Origin of the sequence: Devosia sp. YR412, assembly GCF_900110945.1 — a bacterium.
GTDB lineage: Bacteria > Pseudomonadota > Alphaproteobacteria > Rhizobiales > Devosiaceae > Devosia.
Map to the genome: position 1 here is coordinate 147,657 of NZ_FOFL01000001.1, position 22,122 is coordinate 169,778.

The 22,122-nt window shown below is 61.9% G+C and carries 29 protein-coding genes; 14 read left to right on the plus strand and 15 right to left on the minus strand.

Going from position 1 to position 22,122, the window contains the following annotated elements:
* Positions 1–171 precede the first annotated feature (171 nt).
* Complete coding sequence (locus BM045_RS00720; RefSeq protein ID WP_092179097.1) at positions 172–1,779, minus strand: alpha-amylase family glycosyl hydrolase; 1,608 nt, start codon at positions 1,777–1,779, stop codon at positions 172–174.
* Positions 1,779–2,093: a hypothetical protein gene (locus tag BM045_RS00725; RefSeq protein ID WP_092179098.1), complete on the minus strand. Its 315-nt coding sequence runs from the start codon at positions 2,091–2,093 to the stop codon at positions 1,779–1,781. Before BM045_RS00725 ends, BM045_RS00720 begins: the two co-directional genes overlap by 1 nt.
* Positions 2,094–2,227: 134 nt before the next feature.
* Between BM045_RS00725 and BM045_RS00730 the strand changes: the two genes are divergently transcribed.
* Entirely contained in the window at positions 2,228–2,851 is a 624-nt protein-coding gene (locus BM045_RS00730) for a LolA family protein (RefSeq protein ID WP_092179099.1), read from the plus strand.
* A 44-nt stretch (positions 2,852–2,895) separates the two neighbouring features.
* On the opposite strand, the gene BM045_RS00735 is transcribed toward BM045_RS00730, so the two are convergent.
* The gene (locus BM045_RS00735) at positions 2,896–3,708 is read right to left on the minus strand and encodes an undecaprenyl-diphosphate phosphatase (protein WP_092179100.1); all 813 of its coding nucleotides are present in this window, start codon (positions 3,706–3,708) and stop codon (positions 2,896–2,898) included.
* Positions 3,709–3,823: 115 nt separating this feature from the next.
* On the opposite strand from BM045_RS00735, the gene BM045_RS00740 reads away from it, so the two are divergent.
* The 7 genes from BM045_RS00740 (at position 3,824) to BM045_RS18815 (ending at position 7,979) form a co-directional block, all read left to right on the plus strand.
* Positions 3,824–4,501, plus strand: coding sequence for a glutathione S-transferase family protein (locus tag BM045_RS00740; protein WP_092179101.1), 678 nt, complete (start codon positions 3,824–3,826; stop codon positions 4,499–4,501).
* A 37-nt stretch (positions 4,502–4,538) separates the two neighbouring features.
* Positions 4,539–4,823: a BrnT family toxin gene (locus tag BM045_RS00745; RefSeq protein WP_092179102.1), complete on the plus strand. Its 285-nt coding sequence runs from the start codon at positions 4,539–4,541 to the stop codon at positions 4,821–4,823.
* The gene (locus BM045_RS00750) at positions 4,813–5,064 is read left to right on the plus strand and encodes a CopG family antitoxin (RefSeq protein ID WP_092179103.1); all 252 of its coding nucleotides are present in this window, start codon (positions 4,813–4,815) and stop codon (positions 5,062–5,064) included. The genes BM045_RS00745 and BM045_RS00750 overlap by 11 nt, the downstream gene beginning before the upstream one ends.
* Positions 5,061–6,185 carry a tRNA epoxyqueuosine(34) reductase QueG gene (gene queG / locus BM045_RS00755; RefSeq protein ID WP_092179104.1) on the plus strand — a complete coding sequence of 375 codons (1,125 nt, stop codon included), beginning with the start codon at positions 5,061–5,063 and terminating at the stop codon, positions 6,183–6,185. Before BM045_RS00750 ends, queG begins: the two co-directional genes overlap by 4 nt.
* Positions 6,185–7,054 carry an SDR family oxidoreductase gene (locus BM045_RS00760; RefSeq protein ID WP_092179105.1) on the plus strand — a complete coding sequence of 290 codons (870 nt, stop codon included), beginning with the start codon at positions 6,185–6,187 and terminating at the stop codon, positions 7,052–7,054. Before queG ends, BM045_RS00760 begins: the two co-directional genes overlap by 1 nt.
* Complete coding sequence (locus BM045_RS00765; RefSeq protein WP_092179106.1) at positions 7,051–7,707, plus strand: GNAT family N-acetyltransferase; 657 nt, start codon at positions 7,051–7,053, stop codon at positions 7,705–7,707. Before BM045_RS00760 ends, BM045_RS00765 begins: the two co-directional genes overlap by 4 nt.
* Positions 7,708–7,823: 116 nt before the next feature.
* Positions 7,824–7,979: a hypothetical protein gene (locus BM045_RS18815; RefSeq protein ID WP_170848317.1), complete on the plus strand. Its 156-nt coding sequence runs from the start codon at positions 7,824–7,826 to the stop codon at positions 7,977–7,979.
* On the opposite strand, the gene BM045_RS00770 is transcribed toward BM045_RS18815, so the two are convergent.
* Complete coding sequence (locus BM045_RS00770; protein ID WP_092179107.1) at positions 7,976–8,752, minus strand: alpha/beta hydrolase; 777 nt, start codon at positions 8,750–8,752, stop codon at positions 7,976–7,978. The genes BM045_RS18815 and BM045_RS00770 overlap by 4 nt on opposite strands.
* 179 nt (positions 8,753–8,931) lie before the next feature.
* Here BM045_RS00770 and infC point away from each other — a divergent pair, with 179 nt between their 5' ends.
* The gene (infC, locus tag BM045_RS00775) at positions 8,932–9,468 is read left to right on the plus strand and encodes a translation initiation factor IF-3 (RefSeq protein WP_170848402.1); all 537 of its coding nucleotides are present in this window, start codon (positions 8,932–8,934) and stop codon (positions 9,466–9,468) included.
* 275 nt (positions 9,469–9,743) lie between these two features.
* Here infC and BM045_RS00780 read toward each other — a convergent pair whose 3' ends face one another.
* Positions 9,744–10,622, minus strand: coding sequence for an SDR family oxidoreductase (locus BM045_RS00780; RefSeq protein ID WP_092179109.1), 879 nt, complete (start codon positions 10,620–10,622; stop codon positions 9,744–9,746).
* A gap of 116 nt (positions 10,623–10,738) precedes the next feature.
* Between BM045_RS00780 and BM045_RS00785 the strand changes: the two genes are divergently transcribed.
* Entirely contained in the window at positions 10,739–11,098 is a 360-nt protein-coding gene (locus BM045_RS00785) for a winged helix-turn-helix transcriptional regulator (protein ID WP_092179110.1), read from the plus strand.
* Positions 11,099–11,435: 337 nt separating this feature from the next.
* On the opposite strand, the gene BM045_RS00790 is transcribed toward BM045_RS00785, so the two are convergent.
* The 3 genes from BM045_RS00790 to BM045_RS00800 form a co-directional block, all read right to left on the minus strand.
* Entirely contained in the window at positions 11,436–12,209 is a 774-nt protein-coding gene (locus BM045_RS00790) for an SDR family oxidoreductase (RefSeq protein ID WP_092179111.1), read from the minus strand.
* Positions 12,107–13,171 (minus strand): NmrA/HSCARG family protein, encoded by a 1,065-nt coding sequence (locus BM045_RS00795; protein WP_092179112.1) that lies wholly within the window; start codon positions 13,169–13,171, stop codon positions 12,107–12,109. The genes BM045_RS00790 and BM045_RS00795 overlap by 103 nt, the downstream gene beginning before the upstream one ends.
* 113 nt (positions 13,172–13,284) lie before the next feature.
* The gene (locus tag BM045_RS00800; RefSeq protein WP_092179113.1) at positions 13,285–14,196 is read right to left on the minus strand and encodes a LysR family transcriptional regulator; all 912 of its coding nucleotides are present in this window, start codon (positions 14,194–14,196) and stop codon (positions 13,285–13,287) included.
* A gap of 795 nt (positions 14,197–14,991) precedes the next feature.
* Between BM045_RS00800 and BM045_RS00805 the strand changes: the two genes are divergently transcribed.
* Both BM045_RS00805 and BM045_RS00810 read left to right on the plus strand, forming a co-directional pair.
* Positions 14,992–15,348: an ArsR/SmtB family transcription factor gene (locus tag BM045_RS00805; RefSeq protein ID WP_092180721.1), complete on the plus strand. Its 357-nt coding sequence runs from the start codon at positions 14,992–14,994 to the stop codon at positions 15,346–15,348.
* On the plus strand, positions 15,332–15,835 hold the full coding sequence (locus BM045_RS00810; RefSeq protein ID WP_092179114.1) for an SRPBCC family protein: 504 nt from the start codon (positions 15,332–15,334) through the stop codon (positions 15,833–15,835). The genes BM045_RS00805 and BM045_RS00810 overlap by 17 nt, the downstream gene beginning before the upstream one ends.
* A 53-nt stretch (positions 15,836–15,888) precedes the next feature.
* Here the strand turns inward: BM045_RS00810 and BM045_RS00815 are convergent, their stop codons facing one another.
* The 7 genes from BM045_RS00815 to irrA all read right to left on the minus strand — a co-directional run bounded on the left by BM045_RS00815 (position 15,889) and on the right by irrA (position 19,972).
* On the minus strand, positions 15,889–16,785 hold the full coding sequence (locus BM045_RS00815; protein WP_092179115.1) for a ribokinase: 897 nt from the start codon (positions 16,783–16,785) through the stop codon (positions 15,889–15,891).
* On the minus strand, positions 16,782–17,321 hold the full coding sequence (locus tag BM045_RS00820; protein ID WP_092179116.1) for a DUF1697 domain-containing protein: 540 nt from the start codon (positions 17,319–17,321) through the stop codon (positions 16,782–16,784). Before BM045_RS00820 ends, BM045_RS00815 begins: the two co-directional genes overlap by 4 nt.
* Positions 17,321–17,920: a YdeI/OmpD-associated family protein gene (locus BM045_RS00825; RefSeq protein ID WP_092179117.1), complete on the minus strand. Its 600-nt coding sequence runs from the start codon at positions 17,918–17,920 to the stop codon at positions 17,321–17,323. Before BM045_RS00825 ends, BM045_RS00820 begins: the two co-directional genes overlap by 1 nt.
* A gap of 2 nt (positions 17,921–17,922) precedes the next feature.
* Positions 17,923–18,759 carry an arylamine N-acetyltransferase family protein gene (locus BM045_RS00830; RefSeq protein WP_092179118.1) on the minus strand — a complete coding sequence of 279 codons (837 nt, stop codon included), beginning with the start codon at positions 18,757–18,759 and terminating at the stop codon, positions 17,923–17,925.
* Positions 18,760–18,864: 105 nt separating this feature from the next.
* Positions 18,865–19,215 carry a type II toxin-antitoxin system PemK/MazF family toxin gene (locus BM045_RS00835; RefSeq protein ID WP_092179119.1) on the minus strand — a complete coding sequence of 117 codons (351 nt, stop codon included), beginning with the start codon at positions 19,213–19,215 and terminating at the stop codon, positions 18,865–18,867.
* Entirely contained in the window at positions 19,209–19,469 is a 261-nt protein-coding gene (locus BM045_RS00840; protein WP_139198663.1) for an AbrB/MazE/SpoVT family DNA-binding domain-containing protein, read from the minus strand. The genes BM045_RS00835 and BM045_RS00840 overlap by 7 nt, the downstream gene beginning before the upstream one ends.
* Before the next feature lie 56 nt (positions 19,470–19,525).
* The gene (irrA, locus tag BM045_RS00845) at positions 19,526–19,972 is read right to left on the minus strand and encodes an iron response transcriptional regulator IrrA (RefSeq protein WP_092179121.1); all 447 of its coding nucleotides are present in this window, start codon (positions 19,970–19,972) and stop codon (positions 19,526–19,528) included.
* Between the two features lie 212 nt (positions 19,973–20,184).
* On the opposite strand from irrA, the gene fabA reads away from it, so the two are divergent.
* Together fabA and fabB are read left to right on the plus strand one after the other, a co-directional pair.
* Positions 20,185–20,715 (plus strand): 3-hydroxyacyl-[acyl-carrier-protein] dehydratase FabA, encoded by a 531-nt coding sequence (fabA, locus tag BM045_RS00850; RefSeq protein WP_092179122.1) that lies wholly within the window; start codon positions 20,185–20,187, stop codon positions 20,713–20,715.
* Positions 20,716–20,800: 85 nt separating this feature from the next.
* Positions 20,801–22,027 (plus strand): beta-ketoacyl-ACP synthase I, encoded by a 1,227-nt coding sequence (fabB, locus tag BM045_RS00855; RefSeq protein ID WP_092179123.1) that lies wholly within the window; start codon positions 20,801–20,803, stop codon positions 22,025–22,027.
* Positions 22,028–22,122: the final 95 nt, after the last annotated feature.

The following is a 22,122-nucleotide window of genomic DNA, read 5'->3' on the forward strand; positions in this document are numbered from 1 at the left end:
GATCTGCCCACCACGGCCACCGTGGCTCCCATCACCCCACCCGACCCCTCCGGGGCCACCCTCCCCCCAAGGGGGAGGGATAGGCAAGTTCAGCGGCCTCGATGCCTCTTATCCCTCCCCCTTGTGGGGAGGGTGGCCCCCGAAGAGGTCGGGTGGGGGTATTCTTGCTTTCTACTCCACCCGCAACCACACATAACCCAGCAGCCCAACCGTGCTGGCCGAACTGCCAGTGGAAGCCAGCAGGACCGTGCCGGTGCCGATGTCGAGGTCTAATGTCACATCGCCAAAATTGAATGCACAGACCACGGTCTCGTTGCCAAAGTGTCGCTGCAGGACCAATAGGTCCTCGGTGGCCTGGACCACGTCGAGCTCCCCCAACAACAGCGCCCCGGTCGATTTCCGAACCGAAATCGCCTGCTTGTAAAACGCCAGCACCCCAGCCGGATCGCCAACCTGTTGCGCCACGCCCATGGTCTTGTGAACGGGGCTCACCGGCAACCACGGTGTCCCGGCACCGAACCCGGCATTCTCCGCCGCCCCATCCCATGGAAATGGCGTCCGGCAGCCGTCGCGGCCCTTGTACTCCGGCCAGAAGGTCTTGCCGGCCGGGTCCTGCAGGTCCTCGAACCTGATGTCGGCCTCGGGCAGGCCAAGCTCCTCGCCCTGATAGAGGCACACTGACCCACGCAGGCTCAGCAGCAGCGCTGCCGCCAGCCGTGCCACGGCGACCATGCTTTGCCCCGGTCTGGTCCAGCGGCTGGCATGGCGGATACAGTCGTGGTTGGAAAAGGCCCAGCACGGCCAGCTGTCCGCGGCACCGGCCTGATAGCGCTGGATCGTCGTGGCGAAATGGGCCGGCGTGAAGGTAGTGCTCAAAAAGTCAAAGCCATAGGACATGTGGATCTTGTCGCTTTGGCCGGCATATTGGTTCATCAGTTTCAGCGTCAGTTCGGCATCGTCGCCGATTTCTGCCAGGCTTGTCGTATTGGCCCCATAGCGGTCGAGCAGCGCGCGGATGCGTTTCAAAAACTCCGGCAGCTCCGGCTGGCTCTTGTCGAACAGATGCTTCTGATAGGCATAGGGGTTGCTGAGCGGCTGTTCCGAGGTTTCCGGATGCTCGGACGGCGGATTGTCGCGCAATTGCCGGTCATGCATGGAAAAATTCAGCGCATCGAGCCGGAAACCGTCCACCCCACGCTTGAGCCAGAATTCCATCTCGCCGAGGATCGCGGCCTGCACTTCGGGATTGTGCACGTTCAAATCCGGCTGCTGCGTCAGAAAATTATGCAGGAAATACTGCCGCCGCCGCGTGTCCCACAGCCAGCTCGGCCCGCCGAACACCGAAAGCCAGTTGTTGGGCGGCCCGCCATCCGGCTTGCGATCGGCCCAGACATACCAGTCGGCTTTCGGATTATCGCGCGATGAGCGGCTTTCGACAAACCACGGATGCTCGTCCGACGTGTGGCTGATCACATAATCGACCAGCACTTTCAGGCCCAGCCGATGCGCCTCCTTGGTCAGCGCGTCGAAATCCGCCAGCGTGCCGAAGATCGGATCGACCTGGCGATAGTCGGCCACGTCATAGCCGAAGTCGGCCATCGGCGACTTGAAGAAGGGTGTGATCCAGATCGCATCGACCCCAAGATCGGCGACATAGGCCAGATGCTGGGTGATACCCCTGAGGTCGCCGATGCCGTCGCCATTGCTGTCCTTGAACGAGCGCGGATAGATCTCGTAGACGATGCCGCCGCGCCACCATTGCGTCAGGGTCTCGGCCATTACTGGGCTCCCTCGCAGACCAGCGTGCCCAGCACCAGCTTGAACTCGCGCGGTCCGGCCCAGCCGGCTTCATGCTGATTGGGCAGATCCTCGATCATGACATCCAGCATGCAGTCGCCGCCGCGGACGATGTAGTGATCGACGCCGTTCAGCTCGACGCCTTCGATCCCACCAAAGCCGAAAGCCTCCACCACGCCCTCGTCGCCGATGATGGCCAAAAGCTCGGCCTGGCGCTGATACTGCGGCGGCAGGGCCGCCAGCGCCACGCTCGTGCCGACAAGGCTCAGGCCGATTGCTGCGATCAGGGTGCGCATCTCATTCCTCCGCTGTTGCGTCGCCATGTGAGCACGCTTGCGTGTGCGCCGCCAAGGGCGGTGACGGAACCACCTGTTGCCGCAATTGCTTTCTAGGTTAGCTTCACCTGCAATTCCGACTGAGAGACCTGTCCATGATTCGACGCGATGCCCTGCTGCTCGGCCTCTCTGCCGCCTTTGCCCTTGGCACTTCTGCGTGGGCGCAGAGCGCAGCGCCGACCCCGGAGCAGCAGCAAATCATCGCCGAAATCGGCACACACAACTCGGCCATTCGCACCATGGTCGGGCGGTTCCTGCAGATCGATACCAATGGCGGCCGCACCGAGGGGACCTTCTTCCTTGAGCGCCCCGACAAGATCGCCTTCCGCTATGCCCCGCCCAGCCGTGAGGAAATCGTCTCCATCGGCAAGGGCTTTTATGTGCTGAACCGGCGCGACGAGACCTATTATGCCTATCCGCAGGACTCGATCCCGCTACGCCAGTTCCTTGGCGACCAGGTCAATCTGCTCGACGCCAATGTCGTCGATGTCTCGACCTCGGACGGCTATATTTCCATCACCGTCGTCGAGGAAACCGTGGCGGGGACCGTACAGGTGTCGCTGATCTTTGACACCGACAGCAAGGAATTGGCGCAGTGGAGCCTGGTTGAACCCAGCGGCGCCGAGCTTACCTTTTCGCTTTATGACGTCGAGAAGGACCAGCAGATCCCGCGCAGCTTCTTTTCCATCCCGGCCAACTACAAGCCGCTGGAACAGTAGAGCATCCAAAGAAAGATCCCCGCCGCGGCGGGGATTTTTTTGCTCTATCGGCCGAAAGCGTAGATCGCGAACAAGCCCGCAATGCCCACGGCAATGCGCCAGTAGGCGAAGGGCGCAAAGCCGTATTTGCTGACGAAGCCCAAGAGATACCGCACCACCAGCGCCCCGACCACGAAGGCGGCGGCGAAGCCGATCGCCACATTGACCGCGATGGACGTGTCGATCAGGTCGCGGCTCTTGTAGAGGTCATAGCCAAAGGCGCCGACCATGATCGGCAGGGCGATGAAGAAGGTGAATTCGGCTGCGGCGCGCTTCGACGCGCCAAACAGCATGCCGCCCACCACGGTCGAGCCGGAACGCGACACGCCGGGCACCAGGCTCAGCATCTGGAACAGGCCGATGATCAGCGCCACATGCCAGGGAAACTGGTAGATATCGTCATACTTTGGCTGCAGCGGCAGCCGGTCGACGATCAGCAGGATTATGCCGCCGATAAGCAGCGTCCAGCAAATCAGCGCCGCCGATTCCCAGAGATCGCCCTGGATGAAATCGCGCAGCAAGACGCCGGCGATGACGGCGGGGAAACAGGCGAGGATCACCGACAGCGCGAACTGCCAGGCATAGGCCTTGCCGGTCAGCGCATCGCGGATCAGCAGGCCCAGTTTGGCGAAATAGACGGTGATGACGGCGAGGATCGCCCCGAGCTGGATCAGCACGATGAAGGTGGTCTGCTGGGTCAATCCAAAGAAATGGCCGGCGAGCAGCAGGTGGCCGGTGGAGCTGACCGGCAGGAATTCGGTAAGGCCTTCGAGGATTCCGAGGATAAGCGGCACAAAAAGACCTTGATCGGCGTTCATCTGATCCCCTAATTCAGTCCATTGGGCCTCAACTTTGGCAAGCTCTAGCGTGCTTCGCCCGCATCGCCAAGCTTGGCTATTGCCATGGCCTCAAAAAGAGACGAGCGTCAAAACCATGCCGAGCCTCATCCATCATCCCCTCGACCCATCGTCGCGCCTGATCCGTCTCATGTGCGCCGAATATGGCGTGCCTCTGGATATGGAAGAGATAAAGCCCTGGCTGCGCGACGAACAACTGCTCGAAATCAACCCCGCGGCCACCCTGCCCATCCTGCTCGGCGAAAGCGACCAGCCCATCGTCGGCATCCTGGCGTCGATCCATACGGTGGAAGATCTCTATACGCCCAGCGTCGTCGCTGGGCTGATCCCGCCCGATCCCAGCCCGCGCGCCGAAATGTGGCGGCTGATCGAATGGGTCATCGTCAAGCTCAATGACGAAGTCACTCGCTATGTGCTCGAGGAAAAGATCGTCAAGCGCGACCACAAGGGCGCGACTCCCGATCCGGCCGTGCTGCGCGTCGCCAAGGCCAATCTCAACGAGCACATGCTCTATTTCAACTGGCTCTTCGCCACCCGCTCCTGGCTGGCCGGCGACACGCTGACGCTGGCCGATTTCGCACTGGCGGCGCATCTGTCGACGCTCGATTATCTCGGCGATATTGACTGGGGCAAGGCCGGTGAAACCCGCGACTGGTACTCCCGCATCAAGTCCCGCCCGGCCTTCCGCACCCTCCTCAACGACCGCGTCGTCGCCATGCCGCCGCAAAAGGGCTATGCTGATCTCGATTTCTGATCTTGAATTTGTATATACGTTGGTATAGGGATTTGAGATGGACATCGCCGGCTTTGAGTGGGACTGGGCCAACCGCGAGAAGTGTCAGAGCCATGGTGTATCGATCGCAGAAATAGAGGCGCTGTTCACGCTGCCACATTTGATATCGCCTGATGTCAAACACTCGTTCGAAGAAGAACGATTCCTGGTGATTGGCCGCACGCACAACGAACGTCCATTGTTCGTCGTCTTTACGACAAGGCAGCTAGAGGGAAGGCTTTTGGCTCGGCCAATCAGCGCCCGCTACATGCATGCAAAGGAGTTTGAACTCTATGGGCGTTAGAAAAGTACCGCATTTCAAGAGTGACGAGGAAGCCGCTCAATTTCTGGAGCAGGATTTGTCGGATCTCGATTTTAGCCAGTTCAAGCCTTCTCCGTTCGAATATCACCCCAAGGCCGCCCAGCTCAACATGCGCATTCCCGAGGCGTTGCTGGATGCGGTGAAGAGCAAGGCCAAGGAGCAGGGCATTCCCTATACGCGCTATATCCGCCAACTGCTCGAGCACGATATTTCCGGACGTTGACCCTCTCTCCCGACAAGCTCGTCGCCGAGCTGAAAGCCCGTTCCACCGCGCTGGGCTTTGACTCCTTCGGCATTGCCCCCGCCGATGCGCGGCCGGATTTGCCCGACAAGCTCAATGCCGCTTTGGCTGCCGGCTGGCATGGCGACATGGACTGGATGGCCGAGACCGCCGAGCGGCGTGGCAGTCCCCAGGGCATGTGGCCCGAGGCGAAGTCGGTGATCCTGCTCGGCATCAACTACGGGCCCGAGAGTGATCCGCTGGCCATTCTGGGCGAGCGCTCGCTGGGCTCGATTTCGGTCTATGCCCGCAATCGCGATTATCACGAGATCATCAAGGGCAAGCTCAAGGAATTGGCAGGCCTCTTGGCGCGGCGCTCCGGCGAGGCGGTCAAAGTCTTTGTCGATACCGCGCCCTTGATGGAAAAGCCGCTGGCCGAGGCGGCGGGGCTGGGCTGGCAGGGCAAGCATTCGGTGTTGGTCAGTCGCGACTTCGGTTCCTGGCTGTTTCTCGGCGCCATTTTAACCTCGGCCGAGCTACCCGGGGATAGCCCGCACGAGGAAAGCTGCGGCAGCTGCACGCGCTGCCTCGATGTTTGTCCAACCAATGCCTTCCCGGCGCCCTTCCGCCTCGATGCGCGGCGGTGCCTGGCTTACCTGACGGTGGAACATAAAGGCCCGATACCGCTGGAATTTCGCGTGCCGATGGGCAATCGCATCTATGGTTGCGACGATTGCCTCGCCGTCTGTCCCTGGAACAAGTTCGCCTCGATCAGCCGCGAGGCCAAGCTGCGCGCGCGGCCTGAATTCGAGCGGCCGCAACTGGCCGATCTGGTGCAGCTCGATGATGAGGCGTTTCGAACCCTCTTTGCCGGCTCGCCGATCAAGCGGATCGGGCAGGGGCGCTTCCTGCGCAACGTGCTGATCGCCATCGGAAATTCTGGCAACTCCGACTTTATCCCGCTGGTCGAGGCCCGCCTCGATGCCGAGGATGCCCTGGTGCGCGGCGCGGCAATCTGGGCGCTGCGCAAGCTCGATCCCGAGCGCGCCACCCAACTCAGCCTTGCCTATCTGCCGCGAGAAAGCGATAGCTCGGTAATGCTGGAATGGACCGGGGATATCTGATGCGCGCCTTCTTTTTTGGTCTCGGCTATTCGTCTCTGGCGGTGGTGCAGGCCATCCGAGTTGGTTCACACACTGTTAACATTTCGGGCACCGTTCGCACGCCAGACAAGGCCGATCGGCTAACCGATCAAGGCCTTTCGGCGCATGTTTTCGACGGTACGGCGCCAGGCGCCACGCTGGTGCCGGACCTTCGGGCCGCCACGCACGTCATCCTCTCCATCGCACCGGGAGAAGCGGGCGATCCGGCACTGATCCAGCACCGGGCCGATCTCGATGCGGCGGAAAACCTCGAGTGGCTCTGCTATTATTCCACGGTCGGGGTCTATGGGGATTTCGGCGGGGCGTGGATCGATGAGACGGCCCCCTTGGTGCCGCGCAATGATCGGTCCGATCGCCGCGTTGCGGCCGAACAGGCCTGGCGCGACTATGCCGCCGAACGCGGTGTCCCCCTTTGCATCCTGCGCCTTGCCGGCATATATGGCCCCGGCCGCTCGACCTTCGACAAGCTCGCCGATGGCACCGCGCGGCGGGTGATCAAGCCGGGCCAAGTGTTCAACCGCATCCACGTCGAAGACATCGGCCGCATCACTGCGCTGGCAGCGGACGCGCGGCTGGAGGGGACCCTCAACCTGGCTGACGACGAACCGGCGCCGCCGCAGGATCTGGTGACCTATGCCGCCGGGCTGATGGGCGTGGAACCGCCGCCGGAAGTGCCCTTCGAACAGGCCGAGTTCACGCCGATGCAGAAGAGCTTCTACAAGGACAACAAGCGCGTCTCCAATGCCGCCATCAAGCGGGCGCTGGGCATTGAGTTGCTCTATCCAAACTATCGCCAAAGCCTCGACGCCATCTGGGAGACCATGCCATGAGCGCGCTTCACCCCGCTAAATCCGCGCCGCAACCGGTGGTGCTCGAAGGCCGCTTCGTGCGGCTGGAGCCGCTGGCGCAAAAGCATGCGGCCGATATTTTCGCCATTTCCACCATGCCCGGCGGCCCCGAGCGCTATCGCTGGCTGTTCAGCACGGCGCCCGAAACGCTGGCCGAGGTCGAGCAGCGCATTGCCGACGCCGTTTGGGGCGAGAACCGCTATGTCGCCGTGGTCGATCAGGCGAGCGGCAAGGTGGTCGGCCAGCAGGGCTGGATGCGCATCCGCCCCGAACACGGCTCGATCGAGATCGGCGGCGTCTATTGGGGCCTACCCATGGCCAAGACGCCGCTGGCCACCGAGGCGCTCTATCTCTTCGCCCGCCACGCCTTCGACGACCTCGGCTACCGCCGGTTTGAATGGAAATGCAATGACCGCAATGAGCCCTCCAAGGCCGCCGCGACGCGCTTCGGTTTCCAGTATGAGGGCCTGTTCCGTCAGGACATGATCCTCAAGGGCGAGAGCCGTGACACGGCCTGGTTCTCGATGATCGACAAGGACTGGCCGGGTTTGCGCGCCGAATATGAGCGTTGGCTCAGCCCGGACAATTTCGACGCCGAGGGCGTGCAGAAGACCAGGCTCAACACGCGCAGCTGACCTCCGATAAATTCCGGTTTCGAATAAATCTGCATTCCCAAGCCAGTTTGGTCTTTAACCCTTCATTAAACAGTGGTTCATTTATCGCGGGGACGAGGCAGGCACGGGGCGGGCGCATGTCGTGGATACGGATCAAGACTGAAAAAGGGCTGTGGAAAATCAAGCCGCGCTGGCAGATGCGCTGGGCCGAGCGCAACCGCAAGGTGCGGGTGTTTGACCTTGGCCTCATCGTGATTTCCTGGTGGTCCAACAAGGACCTGCAGGAACGCTAGGGCGTAACCAGCCGCAGCACCGCATCGCGCAGCCGCACCAGATCCTCGTCGCGGCTGAGGCGATGATCGCCATCCGGGATCAGCGTCAGCGTTACCGGATCATGCAGCATATGCGTCACCAGCTTGATGGCATGGGCCGGCGGCACGTCGGGATCCTGCCCACCCTGCAGGATGATCACCGGGCAGCCGGTCTCAATCACCGAACCAAACAACAGGTGCTGCTTGCCGTCCTCGATCAGCGCGCGGGTGATGCGATAGGGCGTATCGGAATATTCGCTCGGCTGGTCGATATAGCCTAGGTTTTGCAGGCTGTCATGCTCGGCGGGCGTGAAGCTCGGCAGCATCAACTCATGCGTCATGTCGGGCGCTGGGGCGATCAACACGAGGCCCTTGGCCGGCGTGCCCCTGGACAGCAGTCGTCGCGCTAGCAAAAGCGCAATCCAGCCGCCCATCGACGAGCCGATGATGATCTGCGGGCCAGAGGTCTTGGCAAACACCGCCTCGGCCTCTTCCAGCCAGCGGGAAATCGTGCCGTGGTCAAAATCGCCGCCTGACACGCCATGGCCGGAATAATCAAAGCGCGTCACCATCAGGCCCCGCTCGGCGCCCAGCGCATCGAGCGCCATGGCTTTGCTGCCCATCATGTCGGAGCGGAAGCCGCCGAGCCAGAACAGGCCGGGACCCGTGCCGGCGCGCTGTTCCACCGCGATTTCACGGCTTTCTTCGCCTTCACCGACAGTGATGCGGAACGGCTGCGGCTGTGTTATGCTCATCAAATTCTTCCCAAGGCGCCTGGCTTGTATTAGTCACACCGACGGAGTTTGCGGATCGCGGCGTTTCAATGGCGCAACCGGCTGGTTTTCTGGCCGTTTGCCTGTTGACTTATCGTTCGCGTAACACGATTTTATGGCCGATTTCACCACTTGGCTAAATTACACAAGGATCCTTTGCCATTCGTCGTCCAATGAGACCAGTCGCGCCCCAGAAAGATGGGCCGCTCTCGAACGAAGATATCACCAGCGCCGATGTTCAGCTCATCGATGCTGAAGGCGAGAACCGCGGTGTCGTGAACACGCGCGCGGCTCTCCAAGAAGCGCAGGAACAGGGGCTCGACCTCGTTCTGATCTCTCCCAACGCCGTGCCGCCGGTCGCCAAGATGCTCGACCTCGGCCGCTTCAAATATGCCGCGCAGAAAAAAGCTGCCGAGGCCCGCAAGAAGCAGAAGGTGATCGAGGTCAAGGAAGTCCAGCTGCGTCCGAACATCGACACGCATGACTACGAGACCAAGATGAAGGCCGTGCAGCGCTTTCTCGACGATGGCGACCGCGTCAAGGTGACGATGCGTTTCCGCGGCCGCGAAATGGCGCACCAGGAACTGGGCATGCAGCTGCTGATCAAGGTCAAGGACCAGACCGAGGCCATCGCCAAGGTCGAGAGCCAGCCCCGGTCGGAAGGCCGCCAGATGGTTATGGTCCTGGCGCCGAAGTGAATTCGGTTTGCTGAGCAAGAATATGGAAAAGGGCAGGTCCGGTGGACCTGCCCTTTTTGTTTGGGGTTGGGCCTTAGCGACTGCTATCGACCCCATTGCGGTCGTTCCGACGCGGCCGATCACTTACCAAGAGCGGACAGACAGTCAGGCAGCTCAGTAGCGGACTAGGCGTGGTGGATGGGAAGCTCTGCTCTTAGCACCGGGGGACTGCCGGTGCGGCCAACCCCCGGTGAATCCCGATATGACTTGGTCGATGGCACTTATTCAGGTCACTATCACGCCTGGCTTGCCCCATAGTGGGTGCGCAGGAACTCGTCCGCAGGCATTGGTTTGCGCCCGATGAGCCTTTCCAGGTCGCCCGCTTTGCCACCCCATTCTCCTGCATTGATGCCTTGCATCCAACCAAGCGCAAAGCGTGCAGCGGGCTCCGGCAGACCGGCCGCAATAAGGTGGTCGACGTAGTCCTCATCTGTGCCGGCAACATACGGCACTGTCTTGCCGCTGATATCTGACATGATTTTGGCGATGTCCGCGAAGGATAGCGCGGCATCGCCATAGAGCGTGTAGTTCTTGCCCGCGTGACCCTCTTCGCTCAAGACAATCGCATGCGCTTCTGCCAGGTCGTCACGACTGGCATATCCTGCCTTTCCCGCACCAGCCGGCGCGTGCACCCCAGTCTCCAGGGGATTGCCGCCGATATAGAAGGGGATGCTCTCGATAAAAGGCGGATGTCTGACGAGCGTGTAAGCCAGGCCGGATGCCTTCAGTTGTTCCTCAACGAACAGGTCCTGCTCGGTGATATCGGGCAAGATAAAAGCAGATTCAACGTCGTGGATGATCGGCATGTAGACGATGTGCTTGATGCCCGCTTGCCGGGCAGCGCTTATGGCATTGTTGTGCTGGGTATTGCGATCGGTGAAGGCTGTAGCGGAGACGAGCATTAGCTTTTCAACACCCTCAAATGCGCGCACCAGTCCGTCATGGTCGAAATAGTCGCCCTGGCGGATCTGTATTCCTGCGGCCGCAAGATCGTTTGCCTTGGCGGGATCACGGGCCAAGCCAACCAGGTCGCTGGCAGGGAGACGCTTCAGGAGGTGCTGGAGCGTTGCTCGGCCAATGTTGCCGGTAGCGCCAGTGACGAGGATTTTGGCCATGATGGTGTCCTGTGTCGGAATTGCACGTCGACGTCGACGTCCAGTCCTGCTAGAACGAAACATACCATCAAACCAGTACCGACTATTTTGTAAGTATCAAAATTCGGAGATTCGGAATGCCCGAGACGAGGTTTCAATGCGGCATGGAAGCGGTTCTCGCCATCCTTGGCGGCAAGTGGAAACCGTTGATCGTCTACCACTTGGCCTGCGGGCCCCACCGCACTGGTCAACTCCGAAAGCTGGTCACAAATGTGAGCGAGAAGATGCTGATCCAGCATCTGCGGGAACTGACTGATGATGGCGTTGTTCGTCGCATTGATTTCCAGACAGTGCCGCCGCATGTCGAATATGACCTGACCGAATTTGGCCAGAGCCTGACCAAAACTCTCGCCCCAATGTGCGAATGGGGCACCCGCCACATGCCCGAGGTAGCCGCGATTGTGCAAAACCGCAAACGCGCATCAGTTCCGGCATAGCGGGCAGGCTAGGGCATGCCCGCAGTCGGCATTTGGAGAGATTGCAGCCTAGGGGCGGACGCTCCGGTCCCCACCCCCGTCCCCGCCGGTATCCTGGCGCTCACACCCGGCAGTCTGATGCTGCCTCCACCTCGACCGCCCGCCTGCTGTGCTATGTTCCCAGAGGCTTCCATCGATCAGAACGGGTTATCGGTCTTCGCGTGGATTGCGGACAGGCGGGCTTGTTCGGCAATAGCGGCAAGCGAACGTCAGGCAGGCGGCGCATTCTAGGCGCGTCGACAGGGTGACCGCCTGCTTGAGGCCGCCCTGTCGTTCATTGTGGCATTGGTACCAAAAACTACAGTCTTGTGCCGCCCGAAGCATCGATGGTCTGGCCGGTCGTCCAATGCGCCTGTTCGGACACCAGCATTGCGATAATGCCGGCAACGTCATCCGCCTGACCGACGCGCCCGAAGGCTGATGCTGCCTCAAACATGGCGCGCACGCCGGGAATAGCCAGCTTATCCGCGTTCATGTCGGTTTCGGTGGCACCGGGCATGATCGCGTTTACGGTGATGCCGCGCGCACCGAACTGTGGCGCGAGTGCCAGGGTCAGGGTTTCAATGGCGCCCTTGGAGGCAGCGTATACGGGATCGGACGTCGCGGCGACGCGCGTGAAGGCGGTGGAGACGTTGATGATCCGGCCGTTGTCCCGAATGGCACTGGCCAGGGTCTGGATCATGAAGAACGGAGCCTTGAGATTGATGGCCATCAGGTCGTCGAACAGGGCCTCGTCAACCTGATCCAGTGTCAGGCCCGGTGCGATGCCCGCATTATTGACCAGGATGTCGAGCTTTTCCTCGCCAATGGCGCTGACTGCGGCAGGCTTGAACTGCTCCCAGATCAGGTCGGTTGCCGTCTTGCCCCGGCGCAGGTCGGCCTGAATGGCCACCGCCTTGGTGCCGAATGCTTCGACATCGCGCACGGTTGCCTGGGCCGCTTCCGCATTGCTGGCATAGTGGACGCCGATCAGTGCGGCGCCTTCCCGTGCAAAGGCGAGTGCGGTTGCGCGGCCGATGCCACGCGAGCTTCCCGTAATGAGAGCAACCTTGTTCGAGAGTGTTTGCGACATTTTATACTCCATCGCTGTTGAAAATCATTGTCGTCGCGCGGTCCTGTGGATCGCGTCGGCTGGACATCTGGTAAGGTTTGAAACGGAAACCGCCTGGCGTCAGGCGGGCGGGGCCGATTGGTTGGCGAGCCACTGATCAAGGTCTGCAGATCGGGCTGACCGGCGCGCAGGCGGGCGATATCGGCGCGATAGCCGGCCCGGCCAAACCACTTGAACATGGGCGCGAGCTCGCCGGGCAGTCGTTCCAGCACGAGGCGCGGGATGGCGAACGGCAGGTTGCCCCTGAGCCCGTGCCTCCTGAAAGCAGCGACGATCTGTTGGCGGGTCAGCTCGTCGCCCGCTATTTCATGTGCCGAGCCGATGAACTTTTCAGGATTGGCGAATGCCTGCGCCACCCACTTGCCGATGTCTGCCACGGCAATCATCTGCAGGGGCTTGTTCTGCAGAAGGTAGCTGCGCATGAGAGCAAGCAGGACGTAGCGATAGCTCTGCAGCGCAAAATTCTCCATGAAGAACACTGGCCGTACGACGGTCACCGGCAGGCCGATCTTGTGGAGACGCTCCTCGATGCTCCATTTGGCGGCAAAGTGAGGAATGCCCGAGTGTCGCTCCGCACCACCGACCGAGGCGTAGACAAAATGCCTGACCCTCGCCGCAGCGGCGGCGTCGGCGACCCTGGCCCCACGGCGGGCTTCGATTTCACCGCCGTCGTCGTGGGTGCCCTGCATGGAAAAGACGCCATAGGCGCCCTCAAAGGCATCGCGCAGGCGCCTTGGGTCATCCAGGTCGCCAGCGACGACCGCGACGCCGCGCTCGGCCATCTGCCTGCCCGCCGGTGATCCCGGATTGCGAACCACGGCGCGGATATCCCACGTGCCAGCGGTCAAGAGCGCTTCAATAACGCTGCTTCCCTGCCGTCCTGTGGCGCCGATGACGGCAATCGTTTTGGTCGTGTTCAGCATGCCTGTGCTCTGGTCCAATGCTTTGCGCCAAAGACCTTGGCGCAACCAGAGACACAGCTATGCCGTCATACGCCCGGTCAGTAGGCGACCGGCCGGAATATCTCTTATCGCCGTCAGGAATGGCCTTGTTCAAAGTTGCCAGCAGGCGTGCTTTCGAGGCAGGATGCGATGAAGTCGCTGACGATCCGGGCCCTCCGGGGAACGCGATCCACGGCATGTACGGCATAGATGGGGCGGGCTGGTGAACGGCGGTCCGCCAGAATTTCCACCAGACGTGCCGATCCGATCTCGGCCTCGAACAGGCGCCTGGGCCCTTGAGCAATGCCGAGCCCGGCAACGACCGCGACGACCATATCCGCCGGGTTGTTGGAGCTGAACCGACCTGTCGGCGTGATGGCGTGTTCGTCATCGTCCCCGAAGGTCCAGCTGACAGAGGCTCCCAGATACCGATGCGCGATGAGGTGGTGGCGGTGCAGGTCCTCTGGCGTGCGCGGTACGCCATTCGTCGCCAGGTAATCCGGGCTGACAACAGTGGCGAAGTCCAGACTGCCGATCTTGCGTGCCACCAGACCCGAATTGCTCATTCTGCCAATGCGCACAGCGAGGTCTATTCCCTCCTGCACCAGGTCTGAATGCCGCTCGGAAACCACCAGCTCGATCGAAATAGCCGGGAAACGGGCGTAGAAGTCCAGAAGCCTGGGCACGATCAGAAGGCTGGCCAACATCGGGGGAACGGCCACCCTGACCATGCCGCTGGTTTGCTCATTTCCGCTCGAAACCGAACCTTCAGCCTCCGCCAGGTCCCGCAACACGCGCTGGGCCGCGTCGTAGAAGTCGAGTCCGGATGCCGTGGGGCGCAGGCCGCGCGTCGTCCGGCTGAGCAGCTGCGCGCCCAGCCGCTCCTCCAGCGCCGCAATCTGCTTGCTGACGGTGGGCTGGCCCACGCCCAGATCGCGGGCAGCCTGCGAAAAGCTGCCGCTGTCCACGACACGAACGAAGAGCTGCAATGCAGAAAGCCGATCCATGGGCCTGCCTTACTATGCTGGCCACGCACCCGCAACACGACCCTATGACCGGGTTTGGCTCCAAAGGTCATGGTGGCACACGAGGCACGGTGCCCACCTGTGCCACATGGCTGATAACCAGCAAGGTGAGAGTTGGCTGTGAGCGAGCTTGCGCTTTGATACTTGCACGCTCAGGCGCTGCCATATTCTCCCGGACCACCTGTTGGCACAAGTAGCATGCGTGGTCCAGCCATGCTCGACGGGAGATTAAATGAACTGATATGTAGAACAGACACACCAACACGATCGCCTGGACCGCGTCGACTTGCCCGAAGATATCGGCCGGCCGTTGCCGGCCTGTTGGTCCCGAAAATCACTGGGTGGCGCCAACGTAATGAGTATTTAGTCAAGCAACAGGGCGAGGGCATCCGCATCGGAGCCAGGGACGGGTCTCATGTTCAAGCAGGTCAGCTGGGGCACTGCTTGGTCGCATGGACCGTTCTTGTGATGACTGCCCGTGAAAAGCGCCATCGCGCGTGTCCGCTATCTGTGTAACACAGCTAAAATCCGGACTGTCTGGAATCCACCCCAAACTAGCCGCCTGTTGCATGGGTCTTGGCGGCGATAGCCTTGGCCGTGTCAAGAAAACGCGGGCGTTAGGAATAGCGGGTTGGTTCGTTAAATTGAAAAGGGCAGCTCCGGTTGATCTGCCCTTTGCGTTCCGGCGCCACTCCGATGGTCGAGAGCCACGGCTCTTTGCGACGATATTTCGCGTCGCTTGCACGTCCTGTGCCTTTCGGCTATAAACTGAACTATATGGTTCAGTATCAAAACACCTCGCTCGATCTCTCGTTTGCGGCGCTGTCCGATGCGACCCGCCGCGGCATCATCGACCGGCTTGGCCGCTCGGAAGCGTCGATCACGAGCCTGGCCGATCATTTCCAGATGACGCTGACCGGCATGAAAAAGCACGTCAGCGTTCTGGAGCGGGCAGGGCTCGTCGTCACGCAAAAGCTCGGGCGGGTCAGAACCTGCCGGCTCGGGACGCGCGACCTCAAGGAAGAAGCGGCGTTGATCGAGGCGTATCGCAGGCTCTTTGAGGCGCGCTTCGAGGCATTGGACGACATCATCAGCGAAATGCAGCAGGAGGAAAACGATGGATCAGCAGGCTAGCAGTGCAGGTGGGGTGTCCAACCCCACGTCGGTCGAACGCCGGGGGCACCGCGAACTGGTCATCACGCGGACGTTCAACGCGCCCCCGAACGTGGTCTATCGGGCGTGGAGCCAGCCCGACCTGTTCCGGCGCTGGTGGATGCCAAGATCGCTGACCGGCGTTTCGCTCGTTGGCTGCGACATGGACGTGCGCACGGGCGGGAAATATCGCCTCGAGTTCGGCTCCGGCGGTTCGGAGACCATGGCCTTCTATGGCAAGTATCTCGACGTGGTTGAAAACCATCGCATCGTCTGGACCAATGACGAGGAGCAGGAGGGCGCGATCACCACGGTGACCTTCGAGGACCAGGGCGGCAGGACACTGGTGACATTCCATGAAGCCTATCCGTCTCCGGAGGCGCTCGAGGAGGCGCTGCAGGGCTCGGCCGCCGGATTGCCGGAACAGCTGGACCAGCTAGCAGAGCTGCTTGCCAGCCTGGGCAGCTAGCGCGGGCCTTCAAGCCGGGAGGTCATGCCTCGGCAGGCCTCCCGGATAACATTCTAGCCCGCCAGAGCCGCAGCGACCTCATCGGCGGTGGGGATCGCCGGCTGCGCCCCCGGCTTAAGGCAGGCGACACTCGCTGCCACCGCCGCCCGCTGCATGGCCGCTTCCAGCTGCAGCCCGGCATCGAGGCCGGCTGCGAGATAGCCGCAGAACGTGTCGCCGGCGCCGACCGTATCGACGGGCGTGACCTTGAGCGCGGGGACAGAGATCGCCTTGCCATCGGCCGTCACCGCCCGCGCGCCATCGCCGCCCAGCGTCACGATGACGGTTTGCTTGTGCTCGCGCGCCCAGTCGCCCATGGCGGCGTCGAGTTCATTGATGCCGCGGCCGGTCAGCAGGGCAAATTCGGTTTCGTTGGCGATCAGGATCGCCGCCTTGGGGGCCACGGCCTTAGTGGTCTCGAGGAAAGGCGCCGTGTTGAGAATGGCGGTAATGCCCTTTTCCCGCGCCAGATCCAGCGCCCGCTCGGTCGCCGCCTGGGGAATTTCCTGCTGCAGCAGCATGACGCCGCCAGTCACATTGGCCAATGCCGTCTCGGCATCCTCAACCGTCACCGTACCATTGGCGCCGGGCAGGATGGCGATGACGTTTTCGCCATGGCTGTCGACAAAGATCATGGCAATCCCGGTGGGGCCATCGACGTGCTTGAGGCCGGAGAGATCGACGCCGTCCTTTTCCAAAAGCTCCAATGCCAGGCCGGCAAAGGCATCCTTGCCCACGGCCGAGACATGACGCACTTCTGCGCCCGCACGCCGCGCTGCCAGCGCCTGATTGGCGCCCTTGCCGCCGGCCGCCATCGAGAAACTGCCGCCAGCAACGGTTTCGCCCGGCTTGGGCAGCCGGCTGACCGTGCCGACCTGGTCGAGATTGGTGGAGCCGAAAACCGTGATCATGCCAGCATCTTCTCTATGGTGTTCCAGTTGCGCGTGGTGTCGAGCACGCCCTTGCCCAGCCGGGCATAGAGCGGTTTCAGCACCTCCTCGACGCCTTCCGTATAACGTCCGTTCGGCTGGCGATAGCCGACAAGATAGAGTTCGCGCGCGTCCACCCGCAGCACTTCGGTATGGCCCGGCAGACCGTCGATGGTCGTGCCCTTGGGTAGCGGTTGATCGAACAGCATCACATGCTTGGTGAAATCGGCCTTGGGATCGAGACTGTCGAAGGGATGACCGTCCAGCATGGCCTTGAGCTCGGCTTCCGAGCGCAACACCACGCCGACATCAAACCCACACCGCGCCGCGATCAGCTTTTCGAGACTGTCCTTGATGGCTTCCGCTTTTCCCTCGGCTTTAAACCGCACATTGCCGCTGGCCAGCACGGTCTTGATTTCGGCATATCCAGCCTCCTCCATCGCCCCGCGCAGTTCGGCCATTTTCAGCTGGCGCTTGCCGAGGTTGATGCCGCGCAGGAAGGCGAACCACAGCGCCATCAGGCCTTCCCCTTGCCCTGCGGATAGATGGTCTCGCCCTTTTCCAGCATCTCGACAAAGCCGGCAATCTTGCGCGCCCGCGCGGCCGGCGTCTTGAGATTGATGGTGCGGAAGATCAGCGCGAAGCGGTTCTGTGCGCTCAGTCTGCGGTAAAATTCACTGGCCGCGGGGCTGGCTTCGATGGCGGCCACGAGATCGTCCGGCGGGTCCATGGTCGTGCCATAGCTGGCTTCCCAGCGGCCGTCCGCCTTGGCCAGCTCGACATGTTTGAGCCCATGTTCGGTCATCAGCCCGTCATCGACCAGCCGGGCAACATTGTCCTTGTTGATCTGGCTCCACAGGCTCTTTTTGCCGCGGTGCGTATAGCGCTGCACGAAGCTTTCGTCGTCCCAGCTCTTGCGGATCGCGTCGATCCAGCCCCAGCACAGCACGACGTCAATCGCCTCCACCGGGCTGATGGTCGGCTTGCCGCTGGCCTTCTTGAAGATGCGGATCCAGATCTCGTCGGCCGTCTCGTGGTGTTTCGCCAGCCAGTCATAAAAGGCCTGCCGCGTGGCGAATTCCTTGACCTTGCTGGGATCGACCACGACCGGCGCCATGCTCAGATCTCCGTCACGCCGGCATCGGCCAGAAGAACCTCGAGCTTGGGATCGAGCAGGTCCGCCGCGGGCAGCTGAATGCCGAAGGTGGTGCTCAGCACCTCACGAATCTCCGCCACGCTGGTCAGCTCCCGCACCTCGGATGGCTCACCGGCAACATGGGTAGTGAAGCGGTTGTTGAGCAGCGCCAGCCGCTTGCCCGGCGGCGACAGCGCCACGCGCAGCTGGAACGTGAAGGGCGATTCCGGATTTGTGGACACCTGGCGATTGGCCTCGGCATAATTCTCGTCAGACTGTTCCACCAGGTCGAACGCATAGAGCGGCTTCCACTCGCCCTCGATCTGCGCCTCTAGCACCCAGCCGGGCTGGCCGCCGGTCAGGCGATAGAGCCCATGCGGCGTTGCCTGTTCGGTATCGGCGCGCAGCTTGAGCGGGGCCGTCGGTGTCATGCCGCCAAAACCGGCATCGACCAGATAGCTGGTGCCTCCCATCTCGACGGCCAGCACCATATGCGTGGCAGGCCGGCTGGCGCCCTCGGGATTGTTCCACAGCACCCGCGCGGCAAGCCTGCGCACAGTGAAATCGAGCTCGCGCAGCACCGCGCCGAGCAGCAGATTATGCTCATAGCAATAGCCGCCGCGCCGCTCGGTCAGCAGCTTGGCCTGGATGGCCTTCAGCTCCAGCTCGACCGGCAGGCCGAGCAATGGATTGAGATTTTCGAACGGAATGGCGGCGGGATGCAGCGCCTGGATGGTTTCGAGCGTCGCCAAGGTCGGGGCGATCGATCCGGCAAAGCCGATTCGCTCGAAATAGGCGTTCAGATTGACCTTCTGGCTCATTGGCCACCCTTGAGGCTGTTATCGACAGCGCTCAATATGGGGCACGCAATGGCGCCTGTCACCGGAGCGGATGGCGATTTAGCCGGGTCGAGGGGCTGGACAGGCCTATTCGAAGATCGACGAAAACCGCGCCAGCACATCATCCATCAGCGTCGCAGGCACGCTCTCGCCCGTCTTGCTGCCGTTTCGCGCCAATAGATCGACTGCCTTGACCTGATCAAGCTGGATGATGCCGGTGACCGATGTGCCTGCGCCGGAAAGGCTTACATAGGTGCCACCGGCGCGCGAGGCATTGCCCACCGTGGTAATCGGGGCGACATAGGGCAGGTGGGTCAGGTTGTAGTCGCGGCTGGTGAGGATCAGCACATAGTGCTTGCCAGTTTGCTCACGGCCTGACGAGGGGCGCAGGTCGAGGTGATAGATGTCACCGCGCTCGGGCGCCTGCTTCCTTACCACGTCTCGCGCCCAACGGGCGGCTCATCCAGCCAGGCCTGATCGGCCTCAGACAGGGGTGTGATGCCGGCTGCCTTTTCCTCGTCCAGCAATTGCTTGAGCGAATATTTCGGTTTGGTCGGCCTCGCAACCAGTGCGCCACCCTCGATGCTGACATCGAACATGGCGCCCACGCTGACGCTCATGGTCTGGAGCATTTCAGGTGGAATGGCCAACATGGCCGACCCACCAACTTTTCGAAGCTTTGCAGCAGGCATGGCACGGCTCCTAAGTTATATCCAAATATAACTCTCCGCCGGCCTGACTACAAGGGTTACCCCTGCGCCTTCCGTACCCGGATCACCACGTCGACATGGCTGACCTTCATTCCCTTGGGGGCTTCGGGCAGGCTGAGGAATTCGACCGAAGACGCCGGGATGTCGATCATCCGCTGCTCGTCTTCGACGTAGAAGTGGTGGTGGTCCGAGGTGTCGGTGTCGAAATAGGAGCGCGAGGCATCGACGGCCACTTCGCGCAGCAGACCAGCTTCGTGGAACTGGTGCAGCGTATTGTAGATCGTCGCCAGCGACACCCCGACCTTGGCCTCGGTGGCCTCGCCATGCAGCTGCTCGGCGCTGACGTGGCGATGCGGTCCGCCGAACAGCAGTTCGGCCAGGGCGACGCGCTGGCGGGTCGGGCGCAGGCCCGCCATGCGCAGCACCGCGGTCAGGCAGGGCTTGTGCGAGGGCAGCGGACGGAGAGGTTGAATACGATCGGTCATTGGGTCCTGAAGACGAAAGGGCCGGAAATTACTGGCTTCCTTATAACTATCACATAAATTTCACACAAGCGCTTGGTATGCCGCAGGCTTGCCCCTGTGCAAATGCTTCGCAATAGAGGCTTTAATGCTCACAAAGCCGCAGGACGGCTGACTTGACCCCCTTTGCGCGCGCCTATACGAGACCTGACAAAGGTTAACCGGGGTTATCGAGCATGGCCGAGCGGCAAAACGCATTTGGGTATGAAGAACTGCTGGCGCATGGCCGCGGCGAATTGCCGGGCCAGGGCGACGCGCGCCTGCCGGCGCCCCCGATGCTGATGTTCGATCGCATCACCGATATTTCCGAGACCGGCGGCGCCCATGGCAAGGGCCTGGTGCGCGCCGAGCTCGACGTCAATCCGGACCTCTGGTTCTTCAAGTGCCATTTCATCGGCGATCCGGTGATGCCCGGCTGCCTCGGCCTCGACGCCATCTGGCAGATGACCGGCTTTTTCCTCAGCTGGATCGGCCAGCCCGGTCGCGGTCGCGCTTTGGGTGGCGAGATCAAGTTCACCGGTCAGGTCACCGATGACGTCAAGCTGGTCGAATATGGCATCGACCTCAAGCGCGTCATGAAGGGGCGCCTGACGCTCGGCATCGCCGACGGCTGGGTCAAGGCCGATGGCAAGGTGATCTATGAAGCCGCCAATCTGCGCGTTGGCCTGTTCACCGACACACAGATGAGTGAGCAGAAGAGCGCCTGACCGGCCTTAATCCGGTCCGATCGCAACCATAAAGAGGCGCCGTCGCCAAGGCGCCCGTAGTACGAACGAAAAGAGCGAGGCCACGATGAGACGAGTTGTCGTCACCGGCATGGGTATCATTTCCTCGATCGGCAATACGCTGGACGAGGTCACGGCCAGCCTGCGCGCCGCCAAGCCCGGCATCATCGCCGCCCCCGACTATGCCGAGCTCGGCTTCCGTTCGCAGGTCAAGGGCGATCCGATTCTCGATCCGTTCGAAATTCTCGACCGTCGCGTCACCCGCTTCATGGGCAAGGGCGCGGCCTGGAATTATCTCGCCATGCAGCAGGCCATTGCCGATGCGGGCCTGGAACAGTCCGATATTTCCAACCCGATGACCGGCATCGTCATGGGCTCCGGTGGCGCCTCGACCCGCACCATCGTCGAAGCCGCCGACATCACCCGCAAGAACACTTCGCCCAAGCGCATCGGGCCGCTGGCCGTGCCGAAAGCCATGGGCTCGACCGCCTCGGCGACACTGGCCACGCCCTTCGGCATCAAGGGCATCAACTATACCATCACCGCCGCCTGCGCGACGTCCAAGCATTGCATCGGCAATGCCATGGAACAGATCATCATGGGCAAGCAGGACATCGTCTTTGCCGGCGGCCACGAGGACCTCGACTGGACGCTGTCAGACCTGTTCGACGCCATGGGCGCGATGAGCTCGGACTATAATGCGACGCCGGAAAAGGCCTCGCGCGCCTATGACGCCAACCGCGACGGCTTCGTCATTTCGGGCGGTGCCGGCGTTCTGGTGCTGGAAGAATACGAACATGCCAAGGCGCGTGGCGCGAAAATCTGGGCCGAACTGATTGGCTATGGCGCGACCTCCGACGGCCTCGACATGGTCGCCCCCTCCGGCGAAGGCGCCGAGCGCTGCATGCGCATGGCGCTGAAGAATGTTGGCCAGAAGGTCGACTATATCAATCCGCATGCCACCTCCACGCCCGTCGGCGATCTGCGCGAGATCGAGGCGATCCGGGCGCTGTTCGGCAACGAGGACAAGTGCCCGCCCATTTCGGCCACCAAGTCGCTGACCGGACATAGCCAGGGCGCCACCGGCGTCCATGAATCGATCTATTCGATCCTGATGATGAAGCACCGCTTCATCGCCGAAAGCGCCAATATCGAGACCCTCGACCCGGCGTTTGAAGACATGAACATCCTGCGCCAGCGCCGCGACGATGTCGATCTGGGCGTGGTGCTGTCCAATTCCTTCGGCTTCGGCGGCACCAATGCCGCCCTGGTGTTCAAGCATCCGGACGCCTAGGGGCTAAGGCCCTCCATCTGCGGCGTGCCCTAGCGGCGCCACACCCACGATGTCATCCCGGCGAAGGCCGGGACCCATCTCGAGATCTCTGGTCT

What these genes read in the sequence shown, in the direction of transcription:
- BM045_RS00720 (WP_092179097.1), bottom strand. Translation starts at nt 1,779, where the DNA reads ATGGCCGAGACCCTGACGCAATGGTGGCGCGGCGGCATCGTCTACGAG.
- BM045_RS00725 (WP_092179098.1), bottom strand. Translation starts at nt 2,093, where the DNA reads ATGCGCACCCTGATCGCAGCAATCGGCCTGAGCCTTGTCGGCACGAGC.
- BM045_RS00730 (WP_092179099.1), top strand. Translation starts at nt 2,228, where the DNA reads ATGATTCGACGCGATGCCCTGCTGCTCGGCCTCTCTGCCGCCTTTGCC.
- BM045_RS00735 (WP_092179100.1), bottom strand. Translation starts at nt 3,708, where the DNA reads ATGAACGCCGATCAAGGTCTTTTTGTGCCGCTTATCCTCGGAATCCTC.
- BM045_RS00740 (WP_092179101.1), top strand. Translation starts at nt 3,824, where the DNA reads ATGCCGAGCCTCATCCATCATCCCCTCGACCCATCGTCGCGCCTGATC.
- BM045_RS00745 (WP_092179102.1), top strand. Translation starts at nt 4,539, where the DNA reads ATGGACATCGCCGGCTTTGAGTGGGACTGGGCCAACCGCGAGAAGTGT.
- BM045_RS00750 (WP_092179103.1), top strand. Translation starts at nt 4,813, where the DNA reads ATGGGCGTTAGAAAAGTACCGCATTTCAAGAGTGACGAGGAAGCCGCT.
- BM045_RS00760 (WP_092179105.1), top strand. Translation starts at nt 6,185, where the DNA reads ATGCGCGCCTTCTTTTTTGGTCTCGGCTATTCGTCTCTGGCGGTGGTG.
- BM045_RS00765 (WP_092179106.1), top strand. Translation starts at nt 7,051, where the DNA reads ATGAGCGCGCTTCACCCCGCTAAATCCGCGCCGCAACCGGTGGTGCTC.
- BM045_RS18815 (WP_170848317.1), top strand. Translation starts at nt 7,824, where the DNA reads ATGTCGTGGATACGGATCAAGACTGAAAAAGGGCTGTGGAAAATCAAG.
- BM045_RS00770 (WP_092179107.1), bottom strand. Translation starts at nt 8,752, where the DNA reads ATGAGCATAACACAGCCGCAGCCGTTCCGCATCACTGTCGGTGAAGGC.
- BM045_RS00780 (WP_092179109.1), bottom strand. Translation starts at nt 10,622, where the DNA reads ATGGCCAAAATCCTCGTCACTGGCGCTACCGGCAACATTGGCCGAGCA.
- BM045_RS00785 (WP_092179110.1), top strand. Translation starts at nt 10,739, where the DNA reads ATGCCCGAGACGAGGTTTCAATGCGGCATGGAAGCGGTTCTCGCCATC.
- BM045_RS00790 (WP_092179111.1), bottom strand. Translation starts at nt 12,209, where the DNA reads ATGTCGCAAACACTCTCGAACAAGGTTGCTCTCATTACGGGAAGCTCG.
- BM045_RS00795 (WP_092179112.1), bottom strand. Translation starts at nt 13,171, where the DNA reads ATGCTGAACACGACCAAAACGATTGCCGTCATCGGCGCCACAGGACGG.
- BM045_RS00800 (WP_092179113.1), bottom strand. Translation starts at nt 14,196, where the DNA reads ATGGATCGGCTTTCTGCATTGCAGCTCTTCGTTCGTGTCGTGGACAGC.
- BM045_RS00805 (WP_092180721.1), top strand. Translation starts at nt 14,992, where the DNA reads ATGGTTCAGTATCAAAACACCTCGCTCGATCTCTCGTTTGCGGCGCTG.
- BM045_RS00810 (WP_092179114.1), top strand. Translation starts at nt 15,332, where the DNA reads ATGGATCAGCAGGCTAGCAGTGCAGGTGGGGTGTCCAACCCCACGTCG.
- BM045_RS00815 (WP_092179115.1), bottom strand. Translation starts at nt 16,785, where the DNA reads ATGATCACGGTTTTCGGCTCCACCAATCTCGACCAGGTCGGCACGGTC.
- BM045_RS00820 (WP_092179116.1), bottom strand. Translation starts at nt 17,321, where the DNA reads ATGGCGCTGTGGTTCGCCTTCCTGCGCGGCATCAACCTCGGCAAGCGC.
- BM045_RS00825 (WP_092179117.1), bottom strand. Translation starts at nt 17,920, where the DNA reads ATGGCGCCGGTCGTGGTCGATCCCAGCAAGGTCAAGGAATTCGCCACG.
- BM045_RS00830 (WP_092179118.1), bottom strand. Translation starts at nt 18,759, where the DNA reads ATGAGCCAGAAGGTCAATCTGAACGCCTATTTCGAGCGAATCGGCTTT.
- BM045_RS00840 (WP_139198663.1), bottom strand. Translation starts at nt 19,469, where the DNA reads ATGCCTGCTGCAAAGCTTCGAAAAGTTGGTGGGTCGGCCATGTTGGCC.
- irrA (WP_092179121.1), bottom strand. Translation starts at nt 19,972, where the DNA reads ATGACCGATCGTATTCAACCTCTCCGTCCGCTGCCCTCGCACAAGCCC.
- fabA (WP_092179122.1), top strand. Translation starts at nt 20,185, where the DNA reads ATGGCCGAGCGGCAAAACGCATTTGGGTATGAAGAACTGCTGGCGCAT.
- fabB (WP_092179123.1), top strand. Translation starts at nt 20,801, where the DNA reads ATGAGACGAGTTGTCGTCACCGGCATGGGTATCATTTCCTCGATCGGC.